Below are 24,660 nucleotides of genomic sequence, written 5' to 3'. Positions count from 1 at the left end.
GGCGAATCACCGATCAGCGGGGAGTACACCCCCGTTTTTCTCTGGGGGCCGCACAGAATGAATCGCACGACTCTGACCGGACACGAACGGGGGGTGAAACCGGCGGGGGGCGACGAGCGGGAGACCGGACCCGCGCGACGGCCCGACGCCGATCCGCGCCGGGCGGCCGCCCTGCTCGCGGCGCTGCTGACCACCGTCACCCTCTGCGCGGCCGATGCCGTGGCCCGCAGCTACCCCTTCGGCTCCCACACCCGCGACGTCAACGACCTCGGCAACCAGTACGTGCCCTTCCACGCCCACCTGTGGGACCTGCTGCACGGCCACGCCGACGGCGGGCTCGTCCTCAACTGGCAGTCCGGCTACGGCTCCAGCTTCCTGCCGGACGTCGGCACCTACGTCAGCAGCCCGTTCGCGCTGCTGGTCGGGGTGTTCCCGCGCGACGAGATCGACCTCGCGGTGTACGTGATCACCGTGCTGAAGACGGCGGTCGCCGGTGCGGCCATGGCCTGGCTGCTGCTCAGCCTGCGGCGCGGCCGCTGGTGGGCGGCCGGGCTCCTGGGCGCCTCCTACGCCCTGTGCGGCTGGAGCCTCGCGCTCGCCTCCTTCAACCCGATGTGGCTGGACGGGCTGATCGCGCTGCCGCTGCTCTGCCTGGTCGGGGAGTGGGCCACGGCCGGCCGGCGCCCGCTGCTCAGCGTGCTGATCGTGGCGCTCGCCTGGACCGCCAACTTCTACACCGCCTACATGGCCACCCTCGGCGCCGCCCTGGTGCTGCTGCTCCGGCTGGTGCTCGCCCAGCCGCCGTGGCGGCGCGCACTGGCGGTGGCCGGGCGGGCCGCGGTCGTCGTCGGGCTCGGGGTCGGCCTGGCCGCGCCCCTGGTGATCGTCGTCTACTCCGGTACCCGGCACGCCTACCCGGGCCGCGGGGCCCACTTCGCCCCGGTGGGGGCCGACGACCTGTTCGCCCGGCTGCTGCCGACCACCTACAGCTACAGTTCCCCGGCCCTCTACGTCGGCATCACCGCCCTGGTGCTCGCCCTGGCCCTGCCCTTCCACCGGAAGGTCCCGGTCCGGGTGCGGGCGGGCTGGACGGTGCTGGTGCTCGCCGTGGGCCTGTCCCTGCAGTGGGCGCCCACCAGCCTGGCCTGGCACGCCTTCGCCGCTCCCAACGGCAGCTCCTACCGGCAGGCCTTCGTGTTCTGCGCCCTGCTGGTCATAGCCGCCTGGCACGCTCTGGCCTACGGGCTGCCGGACCGGCGCGCCCTGGGCGCGGCCGCCGTGCTCCTGGTCCTGGTCGCCCTGGTCGCCGGCCGCAGCACCCTGACCCGGCAGCACGCCCACCACACCTGGCCGGTGGTGCTGCTCGCGGTCGTCGGCGCCCTCGGCGGACTCGCGCTCCTGAGCCTCAGGGACGGCCGGCCCGTGCTCGTCGGACTGGCCGTGGTGCTGCTGCTCGGCGCCCAGTTCGGCGAGGCGGCCGCCACCTCCGCCGTGGCCACCCGCATGCGCCTCAGCCAGATGGACGACTACGCCCCCTGGGGGGACCGCCAGCAGCGGGAGGCGGACGCCGTCGCCGGGGCCGACGCCTGGCCGGAGTACCGCACCGAACCCGGCCGCGACCAGACCGTCGCCAACGACCCGATGATGGTCGGCGGCCAGGGCTCCCAGTACTACAGCAGCCTCACCTCCGACGTCCTCAGCCGTACCCTCACCGCGCTCGGCGGCGGCTGGACCTCCCGCGGGCGCAGCCTGCAGAGCCTCGACAACCCGGTCACCGACGCCGTCTTCTCGGTGGGCGCCCGGGTGCACAACCCGCCCGACCCGCACCAGAAGTGGCTGCCCCGGGGCGGCGGCCTGTCGACCGTCACCCGCGAGGACGTCCCGCCGCTGGTGACCGTGCGTCCGGCCGCTCCGCGCACCACCCCGGCCGCCTTCGGCCCCTCGCCGTACCGCAACCAGGAACTGCTGCTCGGAACCCGTGTCTACACCCTGCCCCGCATCGCCCTCAGCGGTGCCCGCAGGGGGGACGAGGCGCGCGGGCTGCTGGTCGACGGAGCGCGGACGCTCACCGCGCGCTGCCGGGCCGGCAGCGAGGTGTTCCTGTGGGCGCCGCACTACTCCGGCACGGCACAGCTGGCCGACGGCGCGGGGCAGCAGCTGTTCCGGTCCGATGCCGAGGGTACGAAGATCGCCGCGATGCAGCCGCTCGGCACGGTCCCCGTCTCGGGGCGGGTACGGATCGACCTGCTGCCCGACCGGCCCAGCCGCGTCCCGGCGCGGGGCGCGGTCGGCTGCCTGGACACCGGCGGACTGCGCGCCGCCGTGCGGCAGCTGAAGGCCACCGGCGCGACCGAGGTGACCGTCGGCGACGGGACCCTGCACGCCCGGCTTCCCGCCGGCAGCACGGGGACCGCCGTCGTGGCCGCCCCGCGGATCGCCGGCTGGCGTTGTTCCGCCGGCGGCGACGAGGTCCCGGCGGGCGAGTTCCACGGCCTGATCGCCGTCCCGCTGGGCGCCTCCGCCACCAGCCTCACCTGCACGTTCCATCCGCCCGGCCTGCGCCTGGGCACCGCCGTCGGCGGCGCCTCGCTGCTGGCCCTGATCCTGCTCGGCGCCCTCTCGGCCGTACGCCGCAGAACCGCCGTCCGCTCCGGTGAGCGCCCGACCGCCGCTCACTGACCCGTCCCCGGGGGGAGAAACCCATGCTGATATCCATCGTCGCGCCCTGTTACAACGAGGAAGACGTCGTCGAACGCTTCCACGAGCAGGTCCAGAAGATCGCCAACGAGCTTCTGCCGCTCGGACACGACATGGAGTTCGTGTACGTCGACGACGGCAGCCGTGACGGAACACTGCCCCTGCTCAGCCGGATCGCCGACGGCGACGCGCGGGTGCGGTACGTCTCCTTCAGCCGAAACTTCGGCAAGGAGGCCGCCCTGCTCGCCGGACTGAAACACGCCACCGGCGACGCGGTGATCGTCATGGACGCCGACCTCCAGCACCCCCCGTCGCTCATCAAGCGCATGGTCGAACTGCGCGGCGAGGGTTACGACCAGGTCATCGCCAAGCGCACCCGGCAGGGTGACCGCTTCACCCGGACCCTCACCGCCCGCCTCTACTACCGGCTCATCAACCGGCTCGTCGACGTCGAACTCGTCGACGGCGTGGGCGACTTCCGGCTGATGTCGCGCCGGGTGGTGGACGCGGTCGTGGACCTCACCGAGTACAACCGGTTCTCCAAGGGCCTGTTCGCCTGGGTCGGCTTCCCCAGCACCACCTTCGAGTACGAGAACGCGGTACGCGAACACGGCGCCAGCTCCTGGTCGTTCCGCAGCCTGCTCAACTACGGCCTGGACGGGCTGCTCTCCTTCAACAACCGCCCGCTGCGCGCCGCGCTCTACCTCGGCATGACCCTGCTGGCCCTGGCCGGCGCCTACACGGCGTGGATCGTGGGCGGAGCGATGGTCAACGGCGTCCAGACGCCGGGCTATGTCACCATCATTACAGCCGTCACCGCCCTGGCCGGCGTACAGATGATCATGCTCGGGGTCATCGGGGAGTACACCGGCCGGATCTACTACGAGGTCAAGGGGCGTCCGCACTTCCTGGTGAAGGCGACGAACGTGCACCGAACGGAAGACCGCACCCGCGGCACGACGAAGGACCTCATCCCCTGATGACGAACGCCCTGTCGACCACCGGACCCACCCGCTCGATATCGGGCCAGATCATCACCTTCGCGGTGATCGGCGTCATCAACACGGCGACCTACTACGGCCTTTACCTGCTGTTCCTGATGTATTTGCCGTACCTCGCCGCGCATATTCTCGCGTTTCTTCTGAGCATGATCGGTTCGTTCTTCCTCAATGCGAGGTTCACTTACCGAATACGGCCCACCTGGCGTAAATTCCTGCTGTTCCCGCTGACCAACGCGACGAATTTCGTGATCACCACGGTGGGTGTGTACGTGATCGTCGACGTCCTGCACGCGGGCAGCCGGTTCGCTCCGCTGATGGCGTCGGCGGCGGCGATTCCGGTGACCTTCGTGGTGTCGCGGCGGGTCATGCTGCCGAAGGTGGAGGCGGCGCAGGGCCGCCGGGAACCCGTTGCATAAAAGTGCAGGGAACCGTATAGTCATGCCATCCAGAGGAGGATGGACATGGCGGTACGTGCGGCGGTTGCCGGAGCGAGCGGATACGCGGGCGGAGAGGTCCTGCGGCTGCTCCTCGCACACCCCGAGGTCGAGATCGGCACCCTGACCGGCAACTCCAACGCCGGGCAGCGCCTGGGAGCGCTCCAGCCGCACCTGCTGCCGCTGGCCGGCCGCGTGCTGGCGGAGACCACCCCCGAGGCCCTCGCCGGGCACGACGTCGTCTTCCTCGCCCTGCCGCACGGCCAGTCCGCCGCCGTCGCCGAGCAGCTCGGCCCGGACGTCCTGGTCGTCGACATGGGCGCCGACTTCCGCCTCGAGGACCCGGCCGACTGGGAGCGCTTCTACGGCTCCCCGCACGCCGGTACCTGGCCCTACGGCCTCCCCGAACTGCCGGGTGCCCGCGCCGCGCTGGAGGGGTCCAGGCGCATCGCGGTACCCGGTTGCTACCCCACCGCCGTCTCCCTCGCCCTGTACCCGGCCTACGCCGCCGGGATCGCCGAGCCCGAGGCGGTGATCGTCGCCGCGTCCGGCACCTCCGGCGCCGGCAAGGCGGCCAAGCCCCATCTGCTGGGCAGCGAGGTCATGGGCTCCATGTCGCCGTACGGCGTCGGCGGCGGACACCGGCACACCCCCGAGATGATCCAGAACCTCAGCGCGGTGGCAGGGGAGCGGATCGCCGTCTCCTTCACGCCGACCCTGGCGCCGATGCCCCGGGGCATCCTCGCCACGTGCAGTGCCGCGGCGAGGACCGGAGTGACGGCCGAGTCCGTCCGGACCGCCTACGAGAAGGCCTACGCCGACGAGCCCTTCGTCCATCTGCTTCCCGAGGGCCGGTGGCCCGCCACGGCGTCCGTCTACGGTTCCAACGCCGTTCAGGTACAGGTCGCGTACGACGCCGCCGTCGGCCGCATCATCGCGATCAGCGCCATCGACAACCTGACCAAGGGCACCGCCGGCGGTGCCGTCCAGAGCATGAACCTCGCCCTGGGTCTCGCCGAGACCACCGGGCTGACCACGATCGGAGTTGCGCCGTGAGCGTGACGGCAGCGAAGGGATTCACGGCCGCGGGCATCGCGGCCGGGATCAAGGAGAACGGCAACCCCGACCTGGCCCTCGTGGTCAACGACGGGCCCCGCCGCGCCGCCGCGGGCGTCTTCACCTCCAACCGGGTGAAGGCGGCGCCGGTCCTGTGGTCCGAGCAGGTCCTCAAGAGCGGCCAGGTCTCCGCCGTCGTCCTCAACTCCGGTGGCGCCAACGCCTGTACGGGCCCCAGGGGCTTCCAGGACAGCCACGCGACGGCCGAGAAGGCCGCCGAGGTGCTCGGGCGCGGTGCCATCGAGATCGCCGTGTGCTCCACCGGCCTGATCGGTGTCCTGCTCCCCATGGACAAGCTGCTGCCGGGAGTGGAGACGGCGGCCGCCGCCCTGAGCGAGCACGGCGGCGAGAAGGCCGCCATCGCCATCAAGACCACCGACACCGTGCACAAGACGTCGGTGGCCACCGGGGACGGCTGGACCGTCGGCGGCATGGCCAAGGGCGCCGGCATGCTCGCCCCCGGCCTCGCCACCATGCTGGTCGTGCTCACCACGGACGCCGTCGCCGACAGCGAGGTCCTGGACAAGGCACTGCGGGCCGCGACCCGGACCACCTTCGACCGCGTCGACTCCGACGGCTGCATGTCCACCAACGACACCGTGCTGCTGCTCGCCTCCGGCTCCTCCGGAATCACTCCGGAGTACGAGGAGTTCGCGGAGGCCGTACGGCAGGTCTGCGACGACCTGGGACAGCAGCTGATCCGGGACGCCGAGGGCGCCAGCAAGGACATCAAGGTGGAGGTGGTCAACGCCGCCTCCGAGGACGACGCCGTCGAGGTGGGCCGCTCCATCGCCCGCAACAACCTCCTCAAGTGCGCCGTGCACGGCGAGGACCCCAACTGGGGCCGCGTGCTCTCCGCGATCGGCACCACCGGGGCCGCCTTCGAACCGGACCGGCTCAACGTCGCCATCAACGGCGTCTGGGTCTGCAAGAACGGCGGTGTCGGCGAGGACCGCGAGAAGGTCGACATGCGCTACCGCGAGGTGCACATCGTCGCCGACCTGGCCGCCGGCGCCGAGACCGCCACCATCTGGACCAACGACCTGACCGCCGACTACGTCCACGAGAACAGCGCCTACTCGTCATGAGCACCACGCGAAAGCACACCGCGCTGCCCAAGGCCCAGACCCTCATCGAGGCCCTGCCCTGGCTGACCCGGCACAACGGGAAGACCGTCGTCATCAAGTTCGGCGGCAACGCCATGGTCGACGAAGAGCTGAAGGCCGCCTTCGCCCAGGACGTCGTCTTCCTGCACCACGCCGGCCTCAAGCCGGTCGTCGTGCACGGCGGCGGCCCGCAGATCAGCGCCGCCCTCGACCGGCACGGCATCGTCAGCGAGTTCAAGGCCGGACTCCGGGTCACCACCGAGGACGCCATGGACGTCGTCCGGATGGTGCTGGCCGGGCAGGTGCAGCGCGAGCTGGTCAACCTGCTCAACCAGCACGGCCCGCTGGCCGTCGGACTGACCGGCGAGGACGCCCACACCATCAGCGCCACCAAGCACCGGCCCGAGATCGGCGGCGAACTCGTCGACATCGGGCGGGTCGGCGAGATCACCGCGATCGACACGGGCGCGATCGAGGCGCTGCTCGCCGACGGCCGGATCCCGGTCGTCTCCTCGATCGCCCGCTCCCAGGACGACGGACATGTCTACAACGTCAATGCTGATACGGCGGCTGCGGCACTCGCTGCTGCGCTGGGCGCCGAGACCCTCATGGTCCTCACCGACGTCGAGGGCCTTTACGAGGACTGGCCGAACTCCGACGAGGTGATCAGCCGTCTCACCGCTTCCCAACTGGAGAAGCTGCTGCCGGAGCTGAGCTCCGGCATGGTGCCGAAGATGGAGGGCTGCCTGCACGCCGTACGCAACGGCGTCACCACCGCCCGCGTCATCGACGGCCGGGTCCAGCACTCGATCCTGCTGGAGATCTTCACGGACGAAGGCATCGGCACGATGGTCGTGCCCGACGAGCGACAGGGGGAAAGGCCATGAGCAACCAGGAGCTGACCACGCGGTGGCAGGGCGCGCTCATGAACAACTACGGCACCCCGCGGCTGCCCCTGGTACGCGGCGAGGGCGTCAGGGTCTGGGACGCCGAGGACCGCCCGTACTACGACTTCGTCGGCGGTATCGCCACCAACGCGCTCGGCCACGCCCACCCGGCGATCGTCGAGGCCGTGACCCGGCAGATCTCCTCCCTCGGCCACGTCTCCAACTTCTTCATGGCCGAGCCCACCGTCACCCTCGCCGAACGGCTGCTCCAGCTCTTCGGCCGGGAGGGCAGGGTCTTCTTCTGCAACTCCGGCGCCGAGGCCAACGAGGCCGCTTTCAAGATCGGCCGGCTCACCGGACGGACCCACATGGTGGCCACCGAGGGCGGCTTCCACGGCCGGACCATGGGCGCCCTGGCACTCACCGGGCAGCCCGCCAAGCAGGAGCCCTTCCGCCCGCTGCCGGCCGACGTCACCCACGTGCCCTACGGCGACGCGCAGGCGCTGGCCGCCGCCGTCACCGAGGACACCGCCCTGGTCGTCATCGAGCCCGTGCAGGGCGAGAACGGCGTGGTCGTCCCCCCGGCCGGCTATCTCAAGGCGGCCCGTGCGATCACCGCCGCCACCGGCGCGCTGCTGGTCCTGGACGAGGTGCAGACCGGGATCGGCCGGACCGGCACCTGGTTCGAGTACCAGGCGCACGAGGGCGTGCTGCCCGACGTCGTCACCCTCGCCAAACAGCTCGGCGGCGGACTGCCGCTCGGCGCGACGGTGGCCTTCGGCCGTGCGGCCGACCTCCTCCAGCCGGGCCACCACGGCACGACCTTCGGCGGCAACCCGGTCGCCTGCGCCGCCGGGCTCGCCGTCCTCGACACCATCGAGAACGAGGGGTTGCTGGAGAACGTCAAGCGGCAGAGCGAGAAGCTGCGGGAAGGAATCGAGGATCTCGGCCACCGGTTGATCGATTATGTCCGGGGCGCGGGCCTCCTCCTGGGTATCGTGCTCACCGAGCCGCTGGCAGGACAGGTGCAGCAGGCGGCTCAGGAGGCCGGGTTCCTGGTGAACGCGCCCGCCCCGGACGTCGTTCGGCTGATGCCCCCGCTGAACCTCCGCGACGACGAGGCGGACGCGCTGCTGCGGGCCCTGCCCGGCATCCTCGACGCAGCGAGCGGGGACGGACGATCCGGAGAATGAGACGACGATGAGCCAGGCGCAGGAGTTCGACCAGTCCGGCGGGGCGGGGCCCGCGGTACCGCAGACCCGGACCGCCCGGCACCGCCGGATCGTGGACATCCTCAACCGGCAGCCGGTGCGCTCGCAGAGCCAGCTCGCGAAGCTGCTCGCCGACGACGGGCTGACGGTCACCCAGGCGACGCTCTCCCGGGACCTCGACGAGCTGAACGCGGTCAAGATCCGCAACACCGACGGGGAACTGATCTACGCGGTGCCGAGCGAGGGGGGGTTCCGCACCCCGCGCGCACCGCTGGGGGAGTCGGCGAAGGAGGAGCGGATGCGCCGCCTGTCGCAGGAACTCCTGATCTCGGCGGAGGCGTCGGCGAACCTGGTGGTCCTGCGGACCCCTCCGGGCGCGGCGCAGTTCCTCGCGTCCGCGATCGACCAGGCGGAGCTGCAGGACATCCTGGGGACGATCGCCGGGGACGACACGCTGCTGCTGATCAGCCGGGAGCCGACGGGGGGTCAGGCCCTGGCCGACCATCTGCTGCGGCTCGCCCAGAACGGGCACTGAGGCCGACCCGCCGCCGCGGGTGGGCGGGGGCTGCTCGCGCAGTTCCTCCGCCCGGCCTCCGCCCGGGGAGGCACCCCGCAAGCGCCGGTGAGCGTTCCCACCACCCACCTCAGCCCAGACGCGCCGCCAGCCCCCCGGTGCAGCGGACCTCGTCGCCGGCCGTGATCAGCAGGCCCTCGACGCCCGGCAGGGACTCCAGCCACGCCAGCCCCGCCCGCGATCCCATCGCGAAGGCCGCCGTGGCCCAGCAGTCCACCCAGGTCAGCCGCGGGCCCACCACCGTCACCGCCACCAGGTCCGTCACCGCCGACTTCCCGGTCCGCGGGTCGACGATGTGCGCGCCCCGCTCCGCCGTACCGGAGGTGGCCACCGCCAGCTCGTCCACCCCCGCCGCCGTGATCACGGCGGCCAGCCCACCGGGCCGCAACGGGTCGGCGATCCCCACCCGCCACGCCCGGGCCGGCTCGGGCGCGCCGAACATCTGGACGTCGCCGCCCCCGTTCACGCTCACCCCGCTCACCCCGGCCACCCGCGCCAGGGCCCGCGCCGCCCGCTCGACCGACCAGCCCTTGACGATGCCGGTGGGGTCGAGGAGCCCCCGGTAGCGGGTGCTGAACCAGCCCCCGCTCACCCGTTCGGCCTCGGCCGCGAGGTCGAGCACCTCGGCCACCTCGGGGTCGCACTCCGTGAGACCGACCTCCTCCCGCGCCAGCCGGGACACCTGGCTGTCGTCGCGGTAGGTGCTGAACACCGCGTCGACCCGGTGCAGTCCGGCGACGGCCTCGTCCAGCGCCGCCCGGACGGCGTCCGGATCGCCGCCGCGGACGTCGAAGGAGAAGACGGTCCCCATGACCTCTTCCGCATGACGCACCGTGACAGGCGCCTCCGCGTCCGCCACCGTCTCAGCCACCGGCCTGGTCCAGCGCCGACTGCAGTGACTGCTTGTAGCCGGTGCTGGTGTAGGTGGCCCCGGAGACGGAGTCGATGTTCGCGTTGCCCGCCGCCACCGTCTCCTGGTTGAGCCTCGGCACGGAGAGGGCGGTCTTCTGGTCGCTGGTGCCGCCGCTGGGCGCCTGCACGGCCTCCGCCTTGGTGATCTTCCCGCCCAAGACGGTGATCCGGACCTGCACCGGCCCGTACTGGGTCTGCGCGACCTGCCCGGTCACCGTCCTGGCCTGCGCGGAGCCTGAGGACCCAGAGGACCCCGAGGCGCCCGCCGAGCCGGCCGCGCCCGGCTCCTTCATCTTGTCCAGCGCCGACTGCAGCGACTGCTTGTAGCCGTTGCTCGTGTAGGTCGCGCCGGAGACCGCGTCGATGTTCGCGCTCTGTGCCGCCACCGTCTCCTTGTTCAGCTGCGGCACCGACAGCGCGGTCTTCTGGTCGCTGGTGCCGCCCTTGGGCGCCTGGACCGCCTCGGCCTGGGTGATCTTCCCACCGGCCACGGTCAGCCGCACCTGCACGACCCCGTACTGGGTCTGGGTCGCGTCACCGGTGACGGTGGTGGCGCCCGCGGCCCCGGTGCCGCCCTGCGGCGACTCCTGACCCGCCGCCGCGGCCGACGGGGCCGCGCCCGCCGCCGCGGACGCCGGGTCGGACGACGGCTTCAGCGACAGCAGCAGCACGACACCGGAGACGGTCGCCGCGGTGGCCAGCACCACACGCCTGACGGGGTGACTCTTCCTCATCGTTTCCGAACTCCCGATTCCGTGGATTCCGTGGTCCCGTCGCTCACATCTCGAACGACTCGTGATGGATGCGGCGGGCGGGAACCCCCGCGCCGCGCAGCGCTTCGTAGACGCCCTGCGCGAACCCTGGCGGGCCGCACATGAAGACGTCGTGGTCGACGATGTCCGGGATCTTCCGCTGGAGGTTCTCCGCGGAGATGTCCGGCCGCTCGCCGTCCGGGCTGTTGACCGCGTACATCAGCCGGGCCCCGCGCTCGTTGGCGATCTTGGCGAGTTCGTCCCAGAGCGCCAGGTCCTGCGTGGTGTTGGCCCGGTAGAGCAGGGTCAGGTCGCCGGCGGCACCGGGCAGCGTCTCGAACAGCGCCCGCATGGGCGTGATCCCGACGCCGCCCGCCACCAGCAGCACCTTGCCGCGGCTGCGCCGGGACGCGGTCATCGCCCCGTACGGCCCTTCCGCCCACACCTTGGTCCCGGGCCGCAGCTCACGCAGCCGCGCGCTGTGGTCACCGATCGCCTTGACGGTGATCCGCAGCATGTCGGGCCGGGGCGCCGCCGACAGCGAGTACGGATGCGAGCTGAACCGCATCCCGGGGGCCATGAACCGCCAGCGGAAGAACTGGCCGGCCTCCGCGCCCATCCGGTGCAGCTTGCGCCCCCCGATCAGGACCGACACGATGCCCGGCGTCTCCTCGATGACCGCCTCGACCCGCATCCGGTGCCGCAGGTTGAGCCGGATCGGCGTGAAGATCCGGTACCAGACGACCAGCGCGGTGACGGCGCCGTACAGGCCGTACCAGAACGTCTTGGCCATCGGCGTGAGGGCGAAGTCGTTGCCGGTGGTGATCTGGTGCCAGAAGGTCAGGAACACCGCCGCGTACGTGAGCAGGTGCACGTGGTACCAGGTGTCGTACGGCATCCTGCGCCGGACCGGGCCGATCGAGGTCAGGCCGATGACCACGAACAGGCCGGTGCCGATGGCCGCCTTGCCCATGTCGGGGAGCTGGTTGATGGAGTCGATGGTCTGCTGGACGATGTCGTTCAGCGTCCTGCCGGCCTGCAGGGCATAGCCCCACATGATCAGGAAGACGTGCGCGAAGACCAGGCAGAGGGTGTAGCGGCCGCTCATCGCGTGCCAGCGGGCGACGCGGTCGGAGCCGACCCGTCGCTCCAGCGCCGGTACCCGGGCCATCTGCAGCACGACGAGGGCCATCAGATAGCCGGCCAGCAGACCGGTGATGCGGCCGGCGTTGAGGATCTTGCCGTTCTGGTCGGCGATGGACGGGGTGTTGTGCCACCACAGCCACAGCACGGCCGCCGCGCCCGCCCATACGGCGAGCAGCAGCGGTACGGCCGGGGAGCGGCGCGGGCGGATGCGGCGCATCGTCTGGCGGCGGGCGGCACGTCCGCCTGCGAGCGTGGTGGTCACGGTTCCTCCGTGGGACTTGACCCTTGGCCCACAGGTACGTGTCGTGACGCCCGAGTGTTCAGAGACCTGCGCGGTTCCGTGTCAGTACCGGGTGATCGCCGTGTCGCCGCTCTCGGTCCCGATGGCGATGTGCGGGGACTTGGCCGGATTTGCCCATCGCAGGATCTCCTGCATCGCCTCCGACGGCACGGAGACACAACCGGCCGTGGCCCCCTGCCCGTTGACGTGCAGGAAGATCCCGGCGCCGCGCCCCCGCACGGGCTGCTCGTAGTTGAAGCCGATCACCAGGGCGTAGGTGTACTGCGTGGTGTACGACGACAGCTTCTCCGCCTCGGCGGCCCGGCAGTCGGCCGGCAGCGGCTCGACCCAACGGTTGTAGGAGGTCGAGTCGTTGTCCTGGCACCACCACGAATCCGCCTTCACCGCGCGGTAGTCCACGGAGGTCCCCGTCGGCGCCGGCTGGATGCCGAAGCCGAACGGGATGCCGTACAGCCCCGTCGGCGTCGTGTTCGTGCCCTGGCGCCGTGCGGCCCCCTCGACCAGGCCCTTCGCGCCGAACCGTGCGGCGGCCGACCCCACCTTCGCCCACTGCCCGTCCCGGCGCTCCCACCAGGTCACCGTGCCCGAGGTCGAGTTCAGCGCGGGCGCCTCGGCGGTGATCAGCTGGTCGCCGCCGCCCGTGTCGGCCAGCTTCGCGGGCAGCGGCGTGGTGTCCCCGTCGCCCGGCGACGCGCCGAGCAGCAGCAGGGAGGCGGAGATGAGGGTGACTACAAGGCGTGGACGCATGGCTCAGACGGTAGACGGCGGCAACGGCAACGGCAGCCCGGGTAGGCCATCCAGGCTCACCGCGATGTGGTCCTTCTTCTCGAAGTACGCGTTCAGCGAGGCGTCGTCCTCGCGCGCGAAGCGCCTCCCGTGCAGGTCGCGGTCGGCGTCGTACGCCATGTGGGGGACGGCGTAACCGCAGGTGTCCCGGACGAGCTCGGCGTGCACGACGATGATCGCGCGCAGTCCGTGCGGGGCGGGGTCGATGCCGGGGAAGCGGGTCAGCAGGTCGCGAAAGCGCGGGTCGTCGCGGAAGACCGGCTCGCCGCGGCCGTGCACCCGCACGATGTTCGGCGGCCCCTGGAACGCGCACCACATCAGGGTGATGCGGCCGTTCTCCCGCAGATGGGCGATGGTCTCGGCGTTGGAGCCGGCGAAGTCCAGGTAGGCCACGGTGTGTTCGTCGAGCACCGTGAAGGAGCCCTTGAGGCCCTTGGGGGAGAGGTTGACCGTGCCGTCGCCCGCGAGCGGGGCGGTGGCGGTGAAGAACAGGGGCTGTTCCTCGATGAACGTGCGGAGTCTGCCGTCGATGCGCTCGTAGGTCTTTCCCATACCGGGAAATTATCGGCGCGTGGGCGCCGGACGTCCGGGCGGTTCCGGCATCCGGACACCACTGTGGCCGCCCCGGCCGGCGCTCTCCTCGGGGCGGCCACAGCTGCCTGTCACGTCACTGGGTGAGCGTGCAGGCGGCCAGGGAGTCGAGACCGGCCGGCTTGGCCGACGTACGGCCGATGGCGATCGCGATCCGGTCGATGGCCGACTTCCGCTTGTCCGTCAGGGGGCCGAGGATCGCGTTGTTCACGAAGTCCGGGCCGCCCTGGCCGACCGTGGTCCGCAGCCGGTTGTCGGCCTCGCTGATCTGAGTCTGGAGCAGGGTGAGGTTCCGGTCGACCTCGGCCTTCGCGGACGCGGGGACCGCCGGCAGCTGCGAGGCGACGTCCGGACAGGTGATCGTGCCCACCGCCGAGCCGCCCGTGCCGGTGCCGCCGGTCGGCTGCTGCTGGGTGGCCGCCGTGCTCGGCGCGGCCGAAGCGGCGCCCGTCGCCGTACCGCCGCCGGTGCTGGTGCCGGTGGTTCCGCCCGCGTTCAGGGTGCACGGCGCCAGCGCGTCCAGGCCGGCCGGCCTGGCGGCCGTGCGGCCGATCGCCGTCGCGATCCGGTTCACGGTCGCCGCCCGCTTGTCCTTGAGGGGCCCGAGGATCGCGTTGTTCACGAAGTTCGGCCCGCCCTGGCCCACCGTGTCCACCAGCCGCTTGTCGGCCTCCTGGATCTGCGTCTGGAGGAGCGCGAGGTTCCGGTGCACCTCGGCCTTCGCGGAGGCGGGGATCGCGGGCAGCTGCGAGGCGACGTCCGGGCAGGTGATGGTGCCGGGAGACGCGGCGAGGGTGCGCGCGTCGTTCGCGCCGTTGCTCTGGTCGGGCGTACCGGCGAGGGCCGAACCGGCGATGACCGCACCGGACAGCGCCACGGCGGCCGCACCGCCGACGAGTGCCACGCGACGCTTGTTGTACTTCGGGAGAGCCCTCGACATGCGGTTGCCTCACTTGGGTCGGAGGAGGGTTGACAATCACGGCGCCGACGTTCAGGCATGGGTACGAGAAAGCGGTTTCGTTTGTTCAAAAACCCCCTTCACGAACCTCTGACAACGCCCGGAAGGCCCCCTGACCGGAGCGGGCCCGATTGACGAATCATGCAGACATCTGCATAATCATGCATAACGGGGGGATGTACGGGAGGAGCAACCCATGACCGAGCGCGTCGTACTCGCCTACTCCGGCGGGCTGGACACCTCCGTCGCCATCGGCTGGATCGCCGAGGAGACGGGCGCCGAGGTCATCGCCGTCGCGGTGGACGTCGGCCAGGGCGGCGAGGACCTGGACGTCATCCGCAAGCGAGCCCTGGCCTGCGGTGCGGTCGAGGCCGAGGTCGCCGACGCCCGGGACGAGTTCGCCGAGGAGTACTGCCTCCCGGCGGTCAGGGCCAACGCCCTCTACATGGACCGCTATCCGCTGGTCTCCGCGCTCTCCCGGCCGGCGATCGTCAAGCACCTGGTCGCCGCGGCCCGCAAGCACGGCGCCACCACGGTCGCCCACGGCTGCACCGGCAAGGGCAACGACCAGGTCCGCTTCGAGGCCGGCATCGTCGCCCTCGCCCCCGACCTGACCTGTATCGCCCCGGTCCGCGACTACGCGATGACCCGGGACAGGGCGATCGCCTTCTGCGAGGCGAAGCGCCTCCCGATCGCGACCACCAAGAAGTCCCCGTACTCCATCGACCAGAACGTCTTCGGCCGTGCCGTGGAGACCGGCTTCCTGGAAGACATCTGGAACGGGCCGATCGAGGACATCTACGAGTACACGCAGAACCCGGCGACCCCGCGCGAGCCCGACGAGGTGGTCATCACCTTCGCGCAAGGCGCCCCGGTCGCGATCGACGGCAGGCCCGTCACCGTCCTTCAGGCCGTCCAGGAACTGAACGAGCGCGCGGGAGCCCAGGGCGTCGGCCGGATCGACATGGTCGAGGACCGGCTGGTCGGCATCAAGTCCCGCGAGGTGTACGAGGCCCCGGGCGCCATCACGCTCATCACGGCACACCAGGAACTGGAGAACGTCACCGTCGAGCGCGAACTCGCCCGCTACAAGCGCCAGGTGGAACAGCGCTGGGGCGAACTCGTCTACGACGGCCAGTGGTTCTCCCCGCTCAAGCGCGCCCTGGACTGCTTCGTCGACGAGGCGAACCGGCACGTCACCGGAGACATCCGGATGACGCTCCAGGGCGGCCGTGCGGTCGTCACCGGCCGCCGCTCCGGCTCCTCCCTCTACGACTTCAACCTCGCCACCTACGACACCGGCGACACCTTCGACCAGGCCGCGGCCAAGGGCTTCATCGACATCTACAGCCTGTCGTCGAAGATCGCCGCCAAGCGCGACCTGGCATAGATCTGCAAGGATCCGGTCCACCCTTCAACCCTCCCTAGGAGCAACGCAAGTGAGCAGCAACAGCGGTGACGTTCGGCTCTGGGGCGGCCGTTTCGCCGACGGTCCCGCCGAGGCCCTGGCGAAGCTGTCCGCGTCCGTCCACTTCGACTGGCGGCTCGCGCCCTACGACATCGCCGGTTCGCGTGCCCACGCGCGCGTGCTGCACAAGGCGGGCCTGCTCACCGCGGACGAACTGCAGCGCATGATCGCGGGCCTCGACCTGCTGGAGGCCGATGTCGCGGCCGGCTCCTTCGTGGGCACCATCGCCGACGAGGACGTCCACACGGCCCTGGAGCGCGGCCTGCTGGAGCGGCTCGGTCCCGACCTCGGCGGCAAGCTCAGGGCCGGCCGTTCCCGCAACGACCAGGTGGCCACCCTCTTCCGGATGTACCTGCGGGATCACGCCCGGGTGATCGGCGGCCTGGTCGCCGACCTCCAGGACGCCCTGATCGGCCTCGCCGAGGCCCACCCGGACGTGGCCATGCCCGGCCGTACCCATCTCCAGCACGCCCAGCCGGTGCTCTTCGCCCACCATGTCCTGGCCCACGTCCAGTCCCTGTCCCGGGACGCCGAGCGGCTGCGCCAGTGGGACGAGCGCACGGCCGTCTCCCCGTACGGCTCCGGCGCCCTCGCCGGCTCCTCACTCGGCCTGGACCCGGAGGCGGTGGCGAGGGACCTCGGCTTCGAGCGCGGCAGCTCCGCGAACTCCATCGACGGCACGGCCTCCCGTGACTTCGTCGCGGAGTTCGCCTTCATCACGGCGATGATCGGGGTGAACCTCTCCCGGATCGCCGAGGAGGTCATCATCTGGAACACGAAGGAGTTCTCCTTCGTGACCCTGCACGACGCGTTCTCCACGGGCTCGTCGATCATGCCGCAGAAGAAGAACCCGGACATCGCGGAGCTGGCCCGCGGCAAGTCCGGCCGCCTGATCGGCAATCTGACCGGCCTCATGGCCACCCTCAAGGCGCTGCCCCTCGCCTACAACCGCGACCTCCAGGAGGACAAGGAGCCGGTCTTCGACTCCTGCGACCAGCTGGAGGTCCTGCTGCCCGCCTTCACCGGCATGATGGCCACCCTCACCGTCCATCGCGAGCGCATGGAGGAACTGGCCCCGGCCGGCTTCTCCCTCGCCACCGACATCGCGGAGTGGCTGGTCAAGCAGGGCGTCCCGTTCCGCGTGGCCCACGAGGTGGCGGGCGAGTGCGTCAAGGCGGCGGAGGCCGAGAACAAGGAACTGGACGAGCTGACGGACGAACAGTTCGCCAAGATCAGTGCTCACCTGACCCCGGAGGTGCGGACGGTCCTCAACGTCCCGGGCGCCCTGGCCTCCCGCGACGGCCGCGGCGGCACGGCCCCGAGCGCGGTCGCGATCCAGCTGGCCGAGGTGAAGGCGGACGTGGCGGATCAGCACTCCTGGGCGACCGCCCGACAGCGGGCCTGAGAGGGGCGCGGGGAACCGCGCGACCAGCCACGACGCGTCCGCACCCGCGACGACACCGCACCACCCGAGTGCTGAGGCGAAGGTCGTCGCGGGTTACGTTGGTCAGAGCCGACCCGAAGCCGACCCGACGGAGCCCGCGATGCCCTTCGCCCGACTGGCAACAGCAACAACTCCCACCTGTCACATCGGCCTCGGCCTCGCCGCGGTCGGCCGCCCCGGCTACATCAACCTCGGCCGCGAGGAGGACCTCGGCGAGGACCGCAGCGTCGCCGCCCTCCGCGCCCGCACGCACGAACTCCTCGACGCCGCCTACGCCCAGGGCGTGCGCTACGTCGACGTGGCCCGCTCCTACGGCCGCTCCGAGGAGTTCCTCGCCGACTGGCTGGACTCCCGCCCCGAGGCCGCCGCCGACGTGGTCGTCGGCAGCAAGTGGGGCTACACCTACACCGCCGGCTGGTCCGCGGACGCCGAGACGCACGAGGTCAAGGACCACAGCGTCCAGACCTACGACCGCCAGCGGGCCGAGAGCGCCGAACTCCTCGACGGCCACCTCGACCTCTACCAGATCCACTCGGTGACCCCGGACAGCCCGGCCCTCACCGACAAGGAACTCCACGCCCGCCTCGCGGAGGCGGCGGCCGGCGGCCTCACCGTCGGCTTCTCCACGAGCGGCCCGGCCCAGGCCGAGGCCGTCCGTGCCGCCCTCGCCGTCACGGTCGACGGCGAGCCGCTCTTCCGTACCGTCCAGTCGACGTACAACGCCCTGGAGACCTCGGCAGGTCCCGCCCTCGCCGAGGCGCGCGACGCCGGACTGACGGTGATCGTGAAGGAGGGCATGGCCAACGGTCGGCTCGCCGCCCCGCACGCCCCTGACGCGCTGCGGGCCGTCGCCGAGGAGACCGGTCTCGGCTGCGACGCGGTGGCCCTCGCCCTCGTCCTGCGGCAGCCCTGGGCCGGTGTCGTCCTGTCCGGCGCGGCGACGCTCGGGCAGCTCGCGTCCAACCTGCACGCGGCCGCGGTCGACCTCGACGAGGACCAGCTGACCCGGCTCGCCGCCCTGGCCGAGGAGCCGCACGCCTACTGGAAGCGCCGCGGCAGCCTGCCCTGGCACTGACGAGACCCGCACGGCCAGCCCCTTGTGACCCACACATGCCCCGCGTGAGACAGATCTGTCTCATATGGGTTATTCTTGTCTCATGGCCCTCGACCGTGAGCAGGTGCTGCGCAGCGCAGCCGCGTTGCTGACCCGCAAATCCACCGCGACCATGGACGAGGTCGCCAAGGCCGCCGGCATCAGCCGGGCCACCCTGCACCGGCACTTCGCGGGCCGGGACGCGCTCGTCCGCGCGCTGGAGGCGCTCGGCATCGAGGAGTGCGAGGCGGCGCTGGGTGCGGCCCGCCTCGACGAGGGCCCGGCGGCCGACGCCGTGCACCGGCTGGTCCGAGAGATCGAACCGGCCGCCGGGCTGCTGGCCTTCCTCTACACCGAGAACCAGCTGTTCGAGGGGGAGCAGCAGAACCAGGGCTGGACCCGTATCGACGAGCGCATCGCCGCCCTGTTCCGGCGCGGCCAGCGAAGCGGCGAGTTCCGTATCGATCTCACTCCCGCCTGGCTCACCGAGGCGCTTTACGGCCTGCTGGCCTCCGCCGCCTGGGCGGTGACGGAGGGCAGGGTCGCCCCGAGGGACTTCACCCACATGATCGTCGAGCTGCTGCTCGGCGGTGCACGACGAAGAGAGGAACCATGACCAGCACCGTGCGGCCGGCGTTCGCCACGGAGACGGAGGGCAAGCGCCCGGGCCGCTGGCTGGCGCTCTCCGTCCTCGTGCTCGCCGTGCTGCTCGTGGCCGTCGACGCGACCGTCCTCGGCCTCGCCACCCCCTACATCAGCGAAGACCTCGAACCCTCCGGTACCCAGCTGCTCTGGATCGGTGACGTCTACTCGTTCGTCATCGCGGGCCTGCTGGTCTCCATGGGCAGCCTCGGCGACCGCATCGGGCGCAAGCGGATCCTGCTCGGCGGTGCGACGGCGTTCGGTGCGATATCCGTCCTGAACGCGTACGCGTGGAGCCCCGGGACGATGATCGCGGCCCGTGCCCTGCTGGGCGTCGCCGGCGCGACCCTGATGCCGGCCACCCTCGCCCTGATCCGCAACCTCTTCCACGACCCGCGCGAGCGCAGCCTCGCCGTCGGCATCTGGGGCGCCACCGCCTCCGCCGGCACCGCCGTCGGCCCGATCGCGGGCGGCTTCCTGCTCGAACACTACTGGTGGGGGTCGGTCTTCCTGATCAACCTGCCGGTGATGGTGGTCCTGGTCCTCGTCGGCATCCGCACGCTGCCCGAGTCCCGCAACCCCGACCCCGGTCCCTGGGACCTGACGAGCGTCGTCCTGTCCCTGGTCGGCATGATCGCGGTCGTGTACGCGGTGAAGGAGGCCGCGACCCACGGCCTCACCGGAGTCACCGCGGGAACCGCCCTCCTCGGTGGCGCGGCCCTCTACGGCTTCGTCCGCCGCCAGCTCACCCTGCCCAAGCCGCTGCTGGACATGAGGCTGTTCCGCGGGCGCGGCTTCAGCGGCGCGGTCCTCGCCGACCTGCTGACCGTGCTCGGCATGTCGGGCCTGGTGTTCTTCCTCTCCCAGTACCTGCAACTGGTCCAGGGCAGACACCCGTTCGAGGCGGGCCTGGCCGAACTCCCCGCCGCCGTCGGCGCGGTGGCGGCGGGCCTGGTGGCCGGCCGGGTGGCCCGCCGCCACTCGGTACGGGCGGTGGTCTCCGGCGGCCTGGCGGCCGTCGGCGTGGCCCTCGCGGCCCTGACCACGCTCTCGCAGTCCACCGGCTACCCGGTCCTCGGCACCGCCCTCCTGGTGGTCGGTGTCGGCGCCGGCCTCTCCTTCACGGTCACCGCGGACGTGATCCTCTCCACCGTTCCCAGGGACCAGGCCGGCGCCGCCTCGGCGGTCTCCGAGACGGCGTACGAACTGGGCGCGGCCCTGGGCATCGCCCTGCTCGGCTCGATCGTGATGGGCGTCTACCGCGGCTTCCCGGCCCCGGCGGGCACCCCGGCCGCCGCCCACGAATCCCTGGGCGCTGCGGTGCAGGCGTCGGCGGCCTTGCCCCCGCGGACGGCGAACGAGATGCTGGCGGCGGCCCGGGACTCCTTCGTCCACGGCCTGCACCTGGCCTCGGGCGCGGGCGCCGCGGTCCTCCTGGCGACGGCGGTGGCCGCCTGGTTCCTGCTGAGGGGGCAGGAACTGGAAGACACCCAGTCCGTGTGACGCCTCACCTGACGCCTCACTTCTGGTAGCCGAGCACCGTCATCATCCCGCTCTCCGAGTGGTACTGGTTGTGGCAGTGCAGCATCCACAGCCCCGGGTTGTCGGCGTCGAAGTCGAGCACCAGCTTGCGGTGCGGCAGTACGACCGTCGTGTCCTTCCGGGCCCGCTCCGAGTTCAGTCCGCCGACGGCGAAGGTGTGCCCGTGCAGGTGCATCGGGTGCCACATGTCGGTCGCGTTGACGAGCGTCAGCCGCACCCGCTCGCCGGCCCGTACCGCGTGCCGCTGCCGCACGTCGTACGCCTTGTGGTCGAATCCCCAGTCGTAGCGCTGCATCGAGCCCGTGATCCTGATCCGCAGTTCGCGGTCCGGCTTGCGCTCGTCCAGGCGGACCGATTCGGCCGGCAGCAGCTGGCGGGCCGGCACGATCTCACGGTCCAGTTCGGCCGGGCGGACATCCGGTGACGGAAGGTTTTTCCCCTTGTCCGTACGGAGGATCGCGAGTCCCTTGCCCGGCTTGCCCTCGGCGAGCGCGACGAGGGGGAAGACGCCGTCCTTGGCGGTGACCAGGACGTCGTACCGCTCGGCCATGCCGATGAGCAGGGCGTCGGTCGTCTTGTGCTGCACGGGGTAGCCGTCGGTGTGGGTGACGGTCATCGGGTGTCCGCCGAGCGCCACCCGGAAGGCCGTCTCGGAGCCCGCGTTGATGAGCCGGATCCGGATGCGGTCGCCCGGACGGCAGCGGAAGACGGACGGGTCGGTGCGCAGCCGCCCGTTGATCAGGTAGTGCGGGTAGGCGACGTTGCCGCCCTCGCCGTGCAGCAGGCTGCTGTGGGAGTCCCGCAGCACCCGGTCGGGACCCAGGCCCTTCTTGGACTTCGGCGAGGCCGGGGGCACGCTCGCCGACCGGTGCGGGCCCGGGCTGCCGGGGCCGGGGCCCATGCCCATGTGCATGTTCATCGCCATCGAGCCGCCGGGCTTGAGCTGGTCGAGCACGTGCTCGGGGCTGGAGCCGTCGATGTCGTCGACCCAGTCGTCCAGGACGACGATCCACTCCTGGTCGTAGGCGAGGGTCTCCTTCGGGTCGTCGACGACGAACGGCGCGTACAGGGCCCGGTCGGGCTGCATGCCGACGTGCGAGTGGAACAGGTAGGTGCCGGGGTGGGCGGCGACGAAGCGGTAGATGAAGTCCGTCCCCGGCGCGATGCTCGCCTGGGTCAGGTCCGGAACGCCGTCCATGTCGCAGCGCAGCCGCACCCCGTGCGCGTGCAGCGTGGTCTTGTCCTTCAGCCGGTTCTTGAGGGTCAGGCTCAGGACGTCACCGGCGGTGACTCGCACCAGGGGACCCGGAACCGACTCGTTGTACGCCCAGCTGTGCACCGACCGCCCGCCCAGGTCCAGCATGCTCTCGGCGGCGGTGAAGGTGACCATGCGGACGGGCCCGGAGCCGCGTTTCCGCTCGGTCGCGAGCACCTCTGGACCCGACGGATTGACAAACCCCTTGGGCCCCTGCGGGACGAACGCCGTCGTCCCGGCCGTCTGCTGCGGGCCGGAGCGGGAGGGCGAGTCGGAGTCGGAGCAAGAGGCCAGTAGCCCCGCGCCGGCGGCAGCGAACGGAGCACGGAGCAGGGTACGCCGAGAAGGTTTCTGCATGTCTGAATAAGACATGCTGTGTGCTCATATGGCCGGTAAATGTGAAGGAACGACCGGAGTGTCGGCCCAGATTCCACCGCCAGGCGGACGTGGACGGATGTCAGGCGGATGGCAGACAGAAGGGCACGGACGCCTGGTCCGTGCCCTGCGCCGAAAGGGTGTCAGGCGGCCTTCGCCTTCGTGGCGTACATGTCCACGTACTCCTGCCCGGACAGCCGCATGACCTCGGCCATCACCGAGTCGGTCACGGCCCGTAGCACGTAGCGGTCCCGGTCCATGCCCTCGTACCGGGAGAACTCCATGGCCTCGCCGAAGCGGACGGTGACCTTGCCCGGCCGCGGGATGCCCGCGCCGCCCGGCTGCAGCTTGTCGGTGCCGATCATCGCGAACGGCACCACCGGCGCGCCGGTCATCAGCGTCAGCCGCGCGATGCCGGTACGGCCCCGGTACAGCCGGCCGTCGGGGGAGCGGGTGCCCTCCGGGTAGATCCCGAAGATCCGGCCCTCGTCCAGGATCCGCTTGCCGGTCATCAGCGCGGCGACACCACCGCTCGCGCCGTCCCGGTCCACCGGGATCATGCCGACGCCGGTGAAGAACCAGGCCATCAGCCGGCCCTTGAAGCCCTTCCCCGTGACGTACTCGTCCTTGCCGATGAAGAACACCTGCCGCCTGCTGACCAGCGGCAGGATCATCGAGTCGATGAACGTGAGGTGGTTGCCGGCCAGGATGACCGGACCGTCCCCCGGGATGTGCTCCACGCCCTCCACCTGGGGGCGGAACATCAGGCGCATGATCGGTCCGAGCACTGCCTTGATGAGCGCGAAGCGGGACAACGGGTCCTCCGATGTCGAGGGGCGATATGAGTCTGTGCAGGTGAGGACTTTACTCGCGGGTCCGTGGGGAGCGCACATCGGCTACGGCCGGTTCACCGAGGTCTTACGCACTGTTGACGCTGGTTTACCTGCGGTGCCGCCCGCGGGACAGCTTGCGGCCGGGCCGCGGCGATGTGACGGAAGTCGCCGACGGACCGTCATGGCGAGGCGCCCATCAGCCATACGGCGTCACCCGGCCGTTGGGCCGGCGGTCTCCCGTCGGTCACCACCGCAGCCCTACGATCGGCCGGCATCCAAGGGCGAAGGTCAGGAGAGCGCTCATGAACACGAACGACTCGAACGAGCGGACACAGGTGAACGGTACGACCGGACGGCGGGCCCTGCTCGGCGCCGCGGTGCTCGGTGCCGGCGGAGCGGTCCTCGGACTGCCCGGTGCCGCCAGAGCGGCCGAGGCGAAGCAGTCCGGCCACGCCCACGGCGGCCTGAAGAGCCTGCCGAAGCCGACGATCATCGGTCACCGCGGCGCCAGCGGCTACCGCCCGGAGCACACCTTCGGCTCGTACGACCTGGCCCTCGACCTCGGCGCCGACATAGTCGAGGCCGGCGACCTCGTCCCCACCAAGGACGGTCACCTGGTCTGCCGTCACGAGCCGGAGATCGGCGGCACCACGGACGTCGCCGACCACCCGGAGTTCGCCGACCGCAGGACCACCAAGGTCCTGGACGGCGTCCCCACCACCGGCTGGTTCACCGAGGACTTCACGCTCGCCGAGCTGAAGACGCTGCGCGCGATCGAGCGCATCCCGGCCAACCGCCCGCACAACACGCTCTACAACGGCCACTGGGAGATCCCCACCTTCGAGGAGGTCCTCAAGTGGCAGGACGAGCAGACCCGCAAGCGCGGCAAGCAGGTCTGGATCTACCCCGAGACCAAGCACCCCACCTACTTCCGCAAGCTGGGACTCGGTCTTGAGGAGCGGGTCGCCAAGCTGCTGCGCAAGTACGGCAAGGACAGGCGGAACTCGCCGGTCATCCTCCAGTCCTTCGAGCCGACCAGCATCCAGCGCCTGAACACGCTGGTCGACAACCCGCTGGTCGTCCTGCTCTCCGCGGCGAACACCCAGCCCTACGACTTCGTCGCGACCGGCGACCCGCGCACGGTCGCGGACCTGATCACGCCGAAGGGCCTGCGGGAGATCGCCGGCTACGCGCAGGGCATCGGCCCGACCCTGGACCTGATCATCCCGAAGGACGCCAAGGGCGACTTCACCACGCCGAGCACGCTGGTCGCGGACGCGCACAAGGTGGGCCTGGTCCTGCACCCCTACACCATGCGCAACGAGAACCCCTTCCTGCCGCCCGCCTACCGCAAGGGCGGCGACGTCACCGCGTACGGCAACGTCTTCCCGGTCTTCCAGGCCTACTTCGAGACCGGCATCGACGGTGTCTTCTCGGACAACGCGGACACCGCGATCCTGGCCCGCGACGCCTTCGTCAACGACTGAGCGCCCGCCCCTCGTTCGGGGGGTGTTCCGGCCGCCCCGGCAACCTGTC

The 24,660-nt window shown here is 71.2% G+C and carries 22 protein-coding genes; 14 read left to right on the top strand and 8 right to left on the bottom strand.

Going from position 1 to position 24,660, the window contains the following annotated elements; genetic code table 11:
- Positions 1 to 57: 57 nt before the first annotated feature.
- From ACZ4O3_RS27360 to ACZ4O3_RS27325, 8 genes are read left to right on the top strand one after another with little or no spacing between them, the layout of a single operon-like run.
- Positions 58 to 2,679, top strand: a complete 2,622-nt coding sequence (locus ACZ4O3_RS27360) for a YfhO family protein (protein ID WP_467724713.1) — start codon at positions 58 to 60, stop codon at positions 2,677 to 2,679.
- 23 nt (positions 2,680 to 2,702) lie between these two features.
- On the top strand, positions 2,703 to 3,677 hold the full coding sequence (locus tag ACZ4O3_RS27355; protein ID WP_362730137.1) for a glycosyltransferase family 2 protein: 975 nt from the start codon (positions 2,703 to 2,705) through the stop codon (positions 3,675 to 3,677).
- Complete coding sequence (locus ACZ4O3_RS27350; RefSeq protein ID WP_362730134.1) at positions 3,677 to 4,114, top strand: GtrA family protein; 438 nt, start codon at positions 3,677 to 3,679, stop codon at positions 4,112 to 4,114. Before ACZ4O3_RS27355 ends, ACZ4O3_RS27350 begins: the two co-directional genes overlap by 1 nt.
- A 45-nt stretch (positions 4,115 to 4,159) precedes the next feature.
- Positions 4,160 to 5,188, top strand: a complete 1,029-nt coding sequence (argC, locus tag ACZ4O3_RS27345) for an N-acetyl-gamma-glutamyl-phosphate reductase (RefSeq protein WP_467724711.1) — start codon at positions 4,160 to 4,162, stop codon at positions 5,186 to 5,188.
- The gene (argJ, locus tag ACZ4O3_RS27340; RefSeq protein WP_467724709.1) at positions 5,185 to 6,336 is read left to right on the top strand and encodes a bifunctional glutamate N-acetyltransferase/amino-acid acetyltransferase ArgJ; all 1,152 of its coding nucleotides are present in this window, start codon (positions 5,185 to 5,187) and stop codon (positions 6,334 to 6,336) included. The genes argC and argJ overlap by 4 nt, the downstream gene beginning before the upstream one ends.
- Positions 6,333 to 7,241 (top strand): acetylglutamate kinase, encoded by a 909-nt coding sequence (gene argB, locus ACZ4O3_RS27335; RefSeq protein ID WP_362728064.1) that lies wholly within the window; start codon positions 6,333 to 6,335, stop codon positions 7,239 to 7,241. The genes argJ and argB overlap by 4 nt, the downstream gene beginning before the upstream one ends.
- On the top strand, positions 7,238 to 8,434 hold the full coding sequence (locus ACZ4O3_RS27330; RefSeq protein ID WP_467724707.1) for an acetylornithine transaminase: 1,197 nt from the start codon (positions 7,238 to 7,240) through the stop codon (positions 8,432 to 8,434). Before argB ends, ACZ4O3_RS27330 begins: the two co-directional genes overlap by 4 nt.
- Positions 8,435 to 8,441: 7 nt before the next feature.
- Positions 8,442 to 8,987 (top strand): arginine repressor, encoded by a 546-nt coding sequence (locus ACZ4O3_RS27325; RefSeq protein ID WP_351320293.1) that lies wholly within the window; start codon positions 8,442 to 8,444, stop codon positions 8,985 to 8,987.
- Between the two features lie 109 nt (positions 8,988 to 9,096).
- On the opposite strand, the gene ACZ4O3_RS27320 is transcribed toward ACZ4O3_RS27325, so the two are convergent.
- The 6 genes from ACZ4O3_RS27320 to ACZ4O3_RS27295 all read right to left on the bottom strand — a co-directional run bounded on the left by ACZ4O3_RS27320 (position 9,097) and on the right by ACZ4O3_RS27295 (position 14,454).
- Positions 9,097 to 9,837 (bottom strand): FAD:protein FMN transferase, encoded by a 741-nt coding sequence (locus tag ACZ4O3_RS27320; protein WP_467724706.1) that lies wholly within the window; start codon positions 9,835 to 9,837, stop codon positions 9,097 to 9,099.
- A gap of 52 nt (positions 9,838 to 9,889) precedes the next feature.
- Positions 9,890 to 10,672 (bottom strand): FMN-binding protein, encoded by a 783-nt coding sequence (locus ACZ4O3_RS27315; protein ID WP_467724705.1) that lies wholly within the window; start codon positions 10,670 to 10,672, stop codon positions 9,890 to 9,892.
- A 43-nt stretch (positions 10,673 to 10,715) separates the two neighbouring features.
- The gene (locus tag ACZ4O3_RS27310) at positions 10,716 to 12,098 is read right to left on the bottom strand and encodes a ferredoxin reductase family protein (RefSeq protein WP_362720531.1); all 1,383 of its coding nucleotides are present in this window, start codon (positions 12,096 to 12,098) and stop codon (positions 10,716 to 10,718) included.
- 81 nt (positions 12,099 to 12,179) lie between these two features.
- Positions 12,180 to 12,884 (bottom strand): L,D-transpeptidase family protein, encoded by a 705-nt coding sequence (locus ACZ4O3_RS27305; RefSeq protein ID WP_362720533.1) that lies wholly within the window; start codon positions 12,882 to 12,884, stop codon positions 12,180 to 12,182.
- A 3-nt stretch (positions 12,885 to 12,887) separates the two neighbouring features.
- On the bottom strand, positions 12,888 to 13,475 hold the full coding sequence (locus ACZ4O3_RS27300) for a pyridoxamine 5'-phosphate oxidase family protein (RefSeq protein WP_467724702.1): 588 nt from the start codon (positions 13,473 to 13,475) through the stop codon (positions 12,888 to 12,890).
- Positions 13,476 to 13,590: 115 nt separating this feature from the next.
- Positions 13,591 to 14,454: a hypothetical protein gene (locus ACZ4O3_RS27295; RefSeq protein WP_467724700.1), complete on the bottom strand. Its 864-nt coding sequence runs from the start codon at positions 14,452 to 14,454 to the stop codon at positions 13,591 to 13,593.
- Between the two features lie 214 nt (positions 14,455 to 14,668).
- Between ACZ4O3_RS27295 and ACZ4O3_RS27290 the strand changes: the two genes are divergently transcribed.
- The 5 genes from ACZ4O3_RS27290 to ACZ4O3_RS27270 all read left to right on the top strand — a co-directional run bounded on the left by ACZ4O3_RS27290 (position 14,669) and on the right by ACZ4O3_RS27270 (position 20,622).
- Positions 14,669 to 15,862: an argininosuccinate synthase gene (locus ACZ4O3_RS27290; RefSeq protein ID WP_467724699.1), complete on the top strand. Its 1,194-nt coding sequence runs from the start codon at positions 14,669 to 14,671 to the stop codon at positions 15,860 to 15,862.
- A gap of 49 nt (positions 15,863 to 15,911) precedes the next feature.
- On the top strand, positions 15,912 to 17,345 hold the full coding sequence (argH, locus tag ACZ4O3_RS27285) for an argininosuccinate lyase (protein ID WP_384992207.1): 1,434 nt from the start codon (positions 15,912 to 15,914) through the stop codon (positions 17,343 to 17,345).
- Positions 17,346 to 17,484: 139 nt separating this feature from the next.
- Positions 17,485 to 18,459 carry an aldo/keto reductase gene (locus ACZ4O3_RS27280; RefSeq protein ID WP_467724697.1) on the top strand — a complete coding sequence of 325 codons (975 nt, stop codon included), beginning with the start codon at positions 17,485 to 17,487 and terminating at the stop codon, positions 18,457 to 18,459.
- Positions 18,460 to 18,541: 82 nt separating this feature from the next.
- A complete protein-coding gene (locus ACZ4O3_RS27275) occupies positions 18,542 to 19,093 on the top strand; it encodes a TetR/AcrR family transcriptional regulator (RefSeq protein WP_362720550.1) in 552 nt (183 codons plus the stop codon).
- Positions 19,090 to 20,622: an MFS transporter gene (locus tag ACZ4O3_RS27270; protein ID WP_467724695.1), complete on the top strand. Its 1,533-nt coding sequence runs from the start codon at positions 19,090 to 19,092 to the stop codon at positions 20,620 to 20,622. The genes ACZ4O3_RS27275 and ACZ4O3_RS27270 overlap by 4 nt, the downstream gene beginning before the upstream one ends.
- A gap of 16 nt (positions 20,623 to 20,638) precedes the next feature.
- On the opposite strand, the gene ACZ4O3_RS27265 is transcribed toward ACZ4O3_RS27270, so the two are convergent.
- Complete coding sequence (locus tag ACZ4O3_RS27265) at positions 20,639 to 22,273, bottom strand: multicopper oxidase family protein (RefSeq protein WP_362714348.1); 1,635 nt, start codon at positions 22,271 to 22,273, stop codon at positions 20,639 to 20,641.
- Between the two features lie 161 nt (positions 22,274 to 22,434).
- Positions 22,435 to 23,106, bottom strand: coding sequence for a lysophospholipid acyltransferase family protein (locus tag ACZ4O3_RS27260; protein WP_362714317.1), 672 nt, complete (start codon positions 23,104 to 23,106; stop codon positions 22,435 to 22,437).
- A 320-nt stretch (positions 23,107 to 23,426) separates the two neighbouring features.
- Here ACZ4O3_RS27260 and ACZ4O3_RS27255 point away from each other — a divergent pair, with 320 nt between their 5' ends.
- Positions 23,427 to 24,611, top strand: a complete 1,185-nt coding sequence (locus tag ACZ4O3_RS27255; protein ID WP_362714319.1) for a glycerophosphodiester phosphodiesterase — start codon at positions 23,427 to 23,429, stop codon at positions 24,609 to 24,611.
- Positions 24,612 to 24,660: the final 49 nt, after the last annotated feature.

The organism is Streptomyces sp. NPDC026515 (assembly GCF_055567595.1).
The sequence above is the reverse complement of the archived record's forward strand: the minus strand, read 5'-3'. Positions and strand labels throughout refer to the sequence as shown.

Excerpts from the sequence above, each read along its gene's own strand:
- ACZ4O3_RS27360 (WP_467724713.1), top strand. The coding sequence starts at position 58 with ATGAATCGCACGACTCTGACCGGACACGAACGGGGGGTGAAACCGGCG.
- ACZ4O3_RS27355 (WP_362730137.1), top strand. The coding sequence starts at position 2,703 with ATGCTGATATCCATCGTCGCGCCCTGTTACAACGAGGAAGACGTCGTC.
- ACZ4O3_RS27350 (WP_362730134.1), top strand. The coding sequence starts at position 3,677 with ATGACGAACGCCCTGTCGACCACCGGACCCACCCGCTCGATATCGGGC.
- argC (WP_467724711.1), top strand. The coding sequence starts at position 4,160 with ATGGCGGTACGTGCGGCGGTTGCCGGAGCGAGCGGATACGCGGGCGGA.
- argB (WP_362728064.1), top strand. The coding sequence starts at position 6,333 with ATGAGCACCACGCGAAAGCACACCGCGCTGCCCAAGGCCCAGACCCTC.
- ACZ4O3_RS27330 (WP_467724707.1), top strand. The coding sequence starts at position 7,238 with ATGAGCAACCAGGAGCTGACCACGCGGTGGCAGGGCGCGCTCATGAAC.
- ACZ4O3_RS27325 (WP_351320293.1), top strand. The coding sequence starts at position 8,442 with ATGAGCCAGGCGCAGGAGTTCGACCAGTCCGGCGGGGCGGGGCCCGCG.
- ACZ4O3_RS27320 (WP_467724706.1), bottom strand. The coding sequence starts at position 9,837 with ATGGGGACCGTCTTCTCCTTCGACGTCCGCGGCGGCGATCCGGACGCC.
- ACZ4O3_RS27315 (WP_467724705.1), bottom strand. The coding sequence starts at position 10,672 with ATGAGGAAGAGTCACCCCGTCAGGCGTGTGGTGCTGGCCACCGCGGCG.
- ACZ4O3_RS27305 (WP_362720533.1), bottom strand. The coding sequence starts at position 12,884 with ATGCGTCCACGCCTTGTAGTCACCCTCATCTCCGCCTCCCTGCTGCTG.
- ACZ4O3_RS27300 (WP_467724702.1), bottom strand. The coding sequence starts at position 13,475 with ATGGGAAAGACCTACGAGCGCATCGACGGCAGACTCCGCACGTTCATC.
- ACZ4O3_RS27295 (WP_467724700.1), bottom strand. The coding sequence starts at position 14,454 with ATGTCGAGGGCTCTCCCGAAGTACAACAAGCGTCGCGTGGCACTCGTC.
- ACZ4O3_RS27290 (WP_467724699.1), top strand. The coding sequence starts at position 14,669 with ATGACCGAGCGCGTCGTACTCGCCTACTCCGGCGGGCTGGACACCTCC.
- ACZ4O3_RS27280 (WP_467724697.1), top strand. The coding sequence starts at position 17,485 with ATGCCCTTCGCCCGACTGGCAACAGCAACAACTCCCACCTGTCACATC.
- ACZ4O3_RS27275 (WP_362720550.1), top strand. The coding sequence starts at position 18,542 with ATGGCCCTCGACCGTGAGCAGGTGCTGCGCAGCGCAGCCGCGTTGCTG.
- ACZ4O3_RS27270 (WP_467724695.1), top strand. The coding sequence starts at position 19,090 with ATGACCAGCACCGTGCGGCCGGCGTTCGCCACGGAGACGGAGGGCAAG.
- ACZ4O3_RS27265 (WP_362714348.1), bottom strand. The coding sequence starts at position 22,273 with ATGCAGAAACCTTCTCGGCGTACCCTGCTCCGTGCTCCGTTCGCTGCC.
- ACZ4O3_RS27255 (WP_362714319.1), top strand. The coding sequence starts at position 23,427 with ATGAACACGAACGACTCGAACGAGCGGACACAGGTGAACGGTACGACC.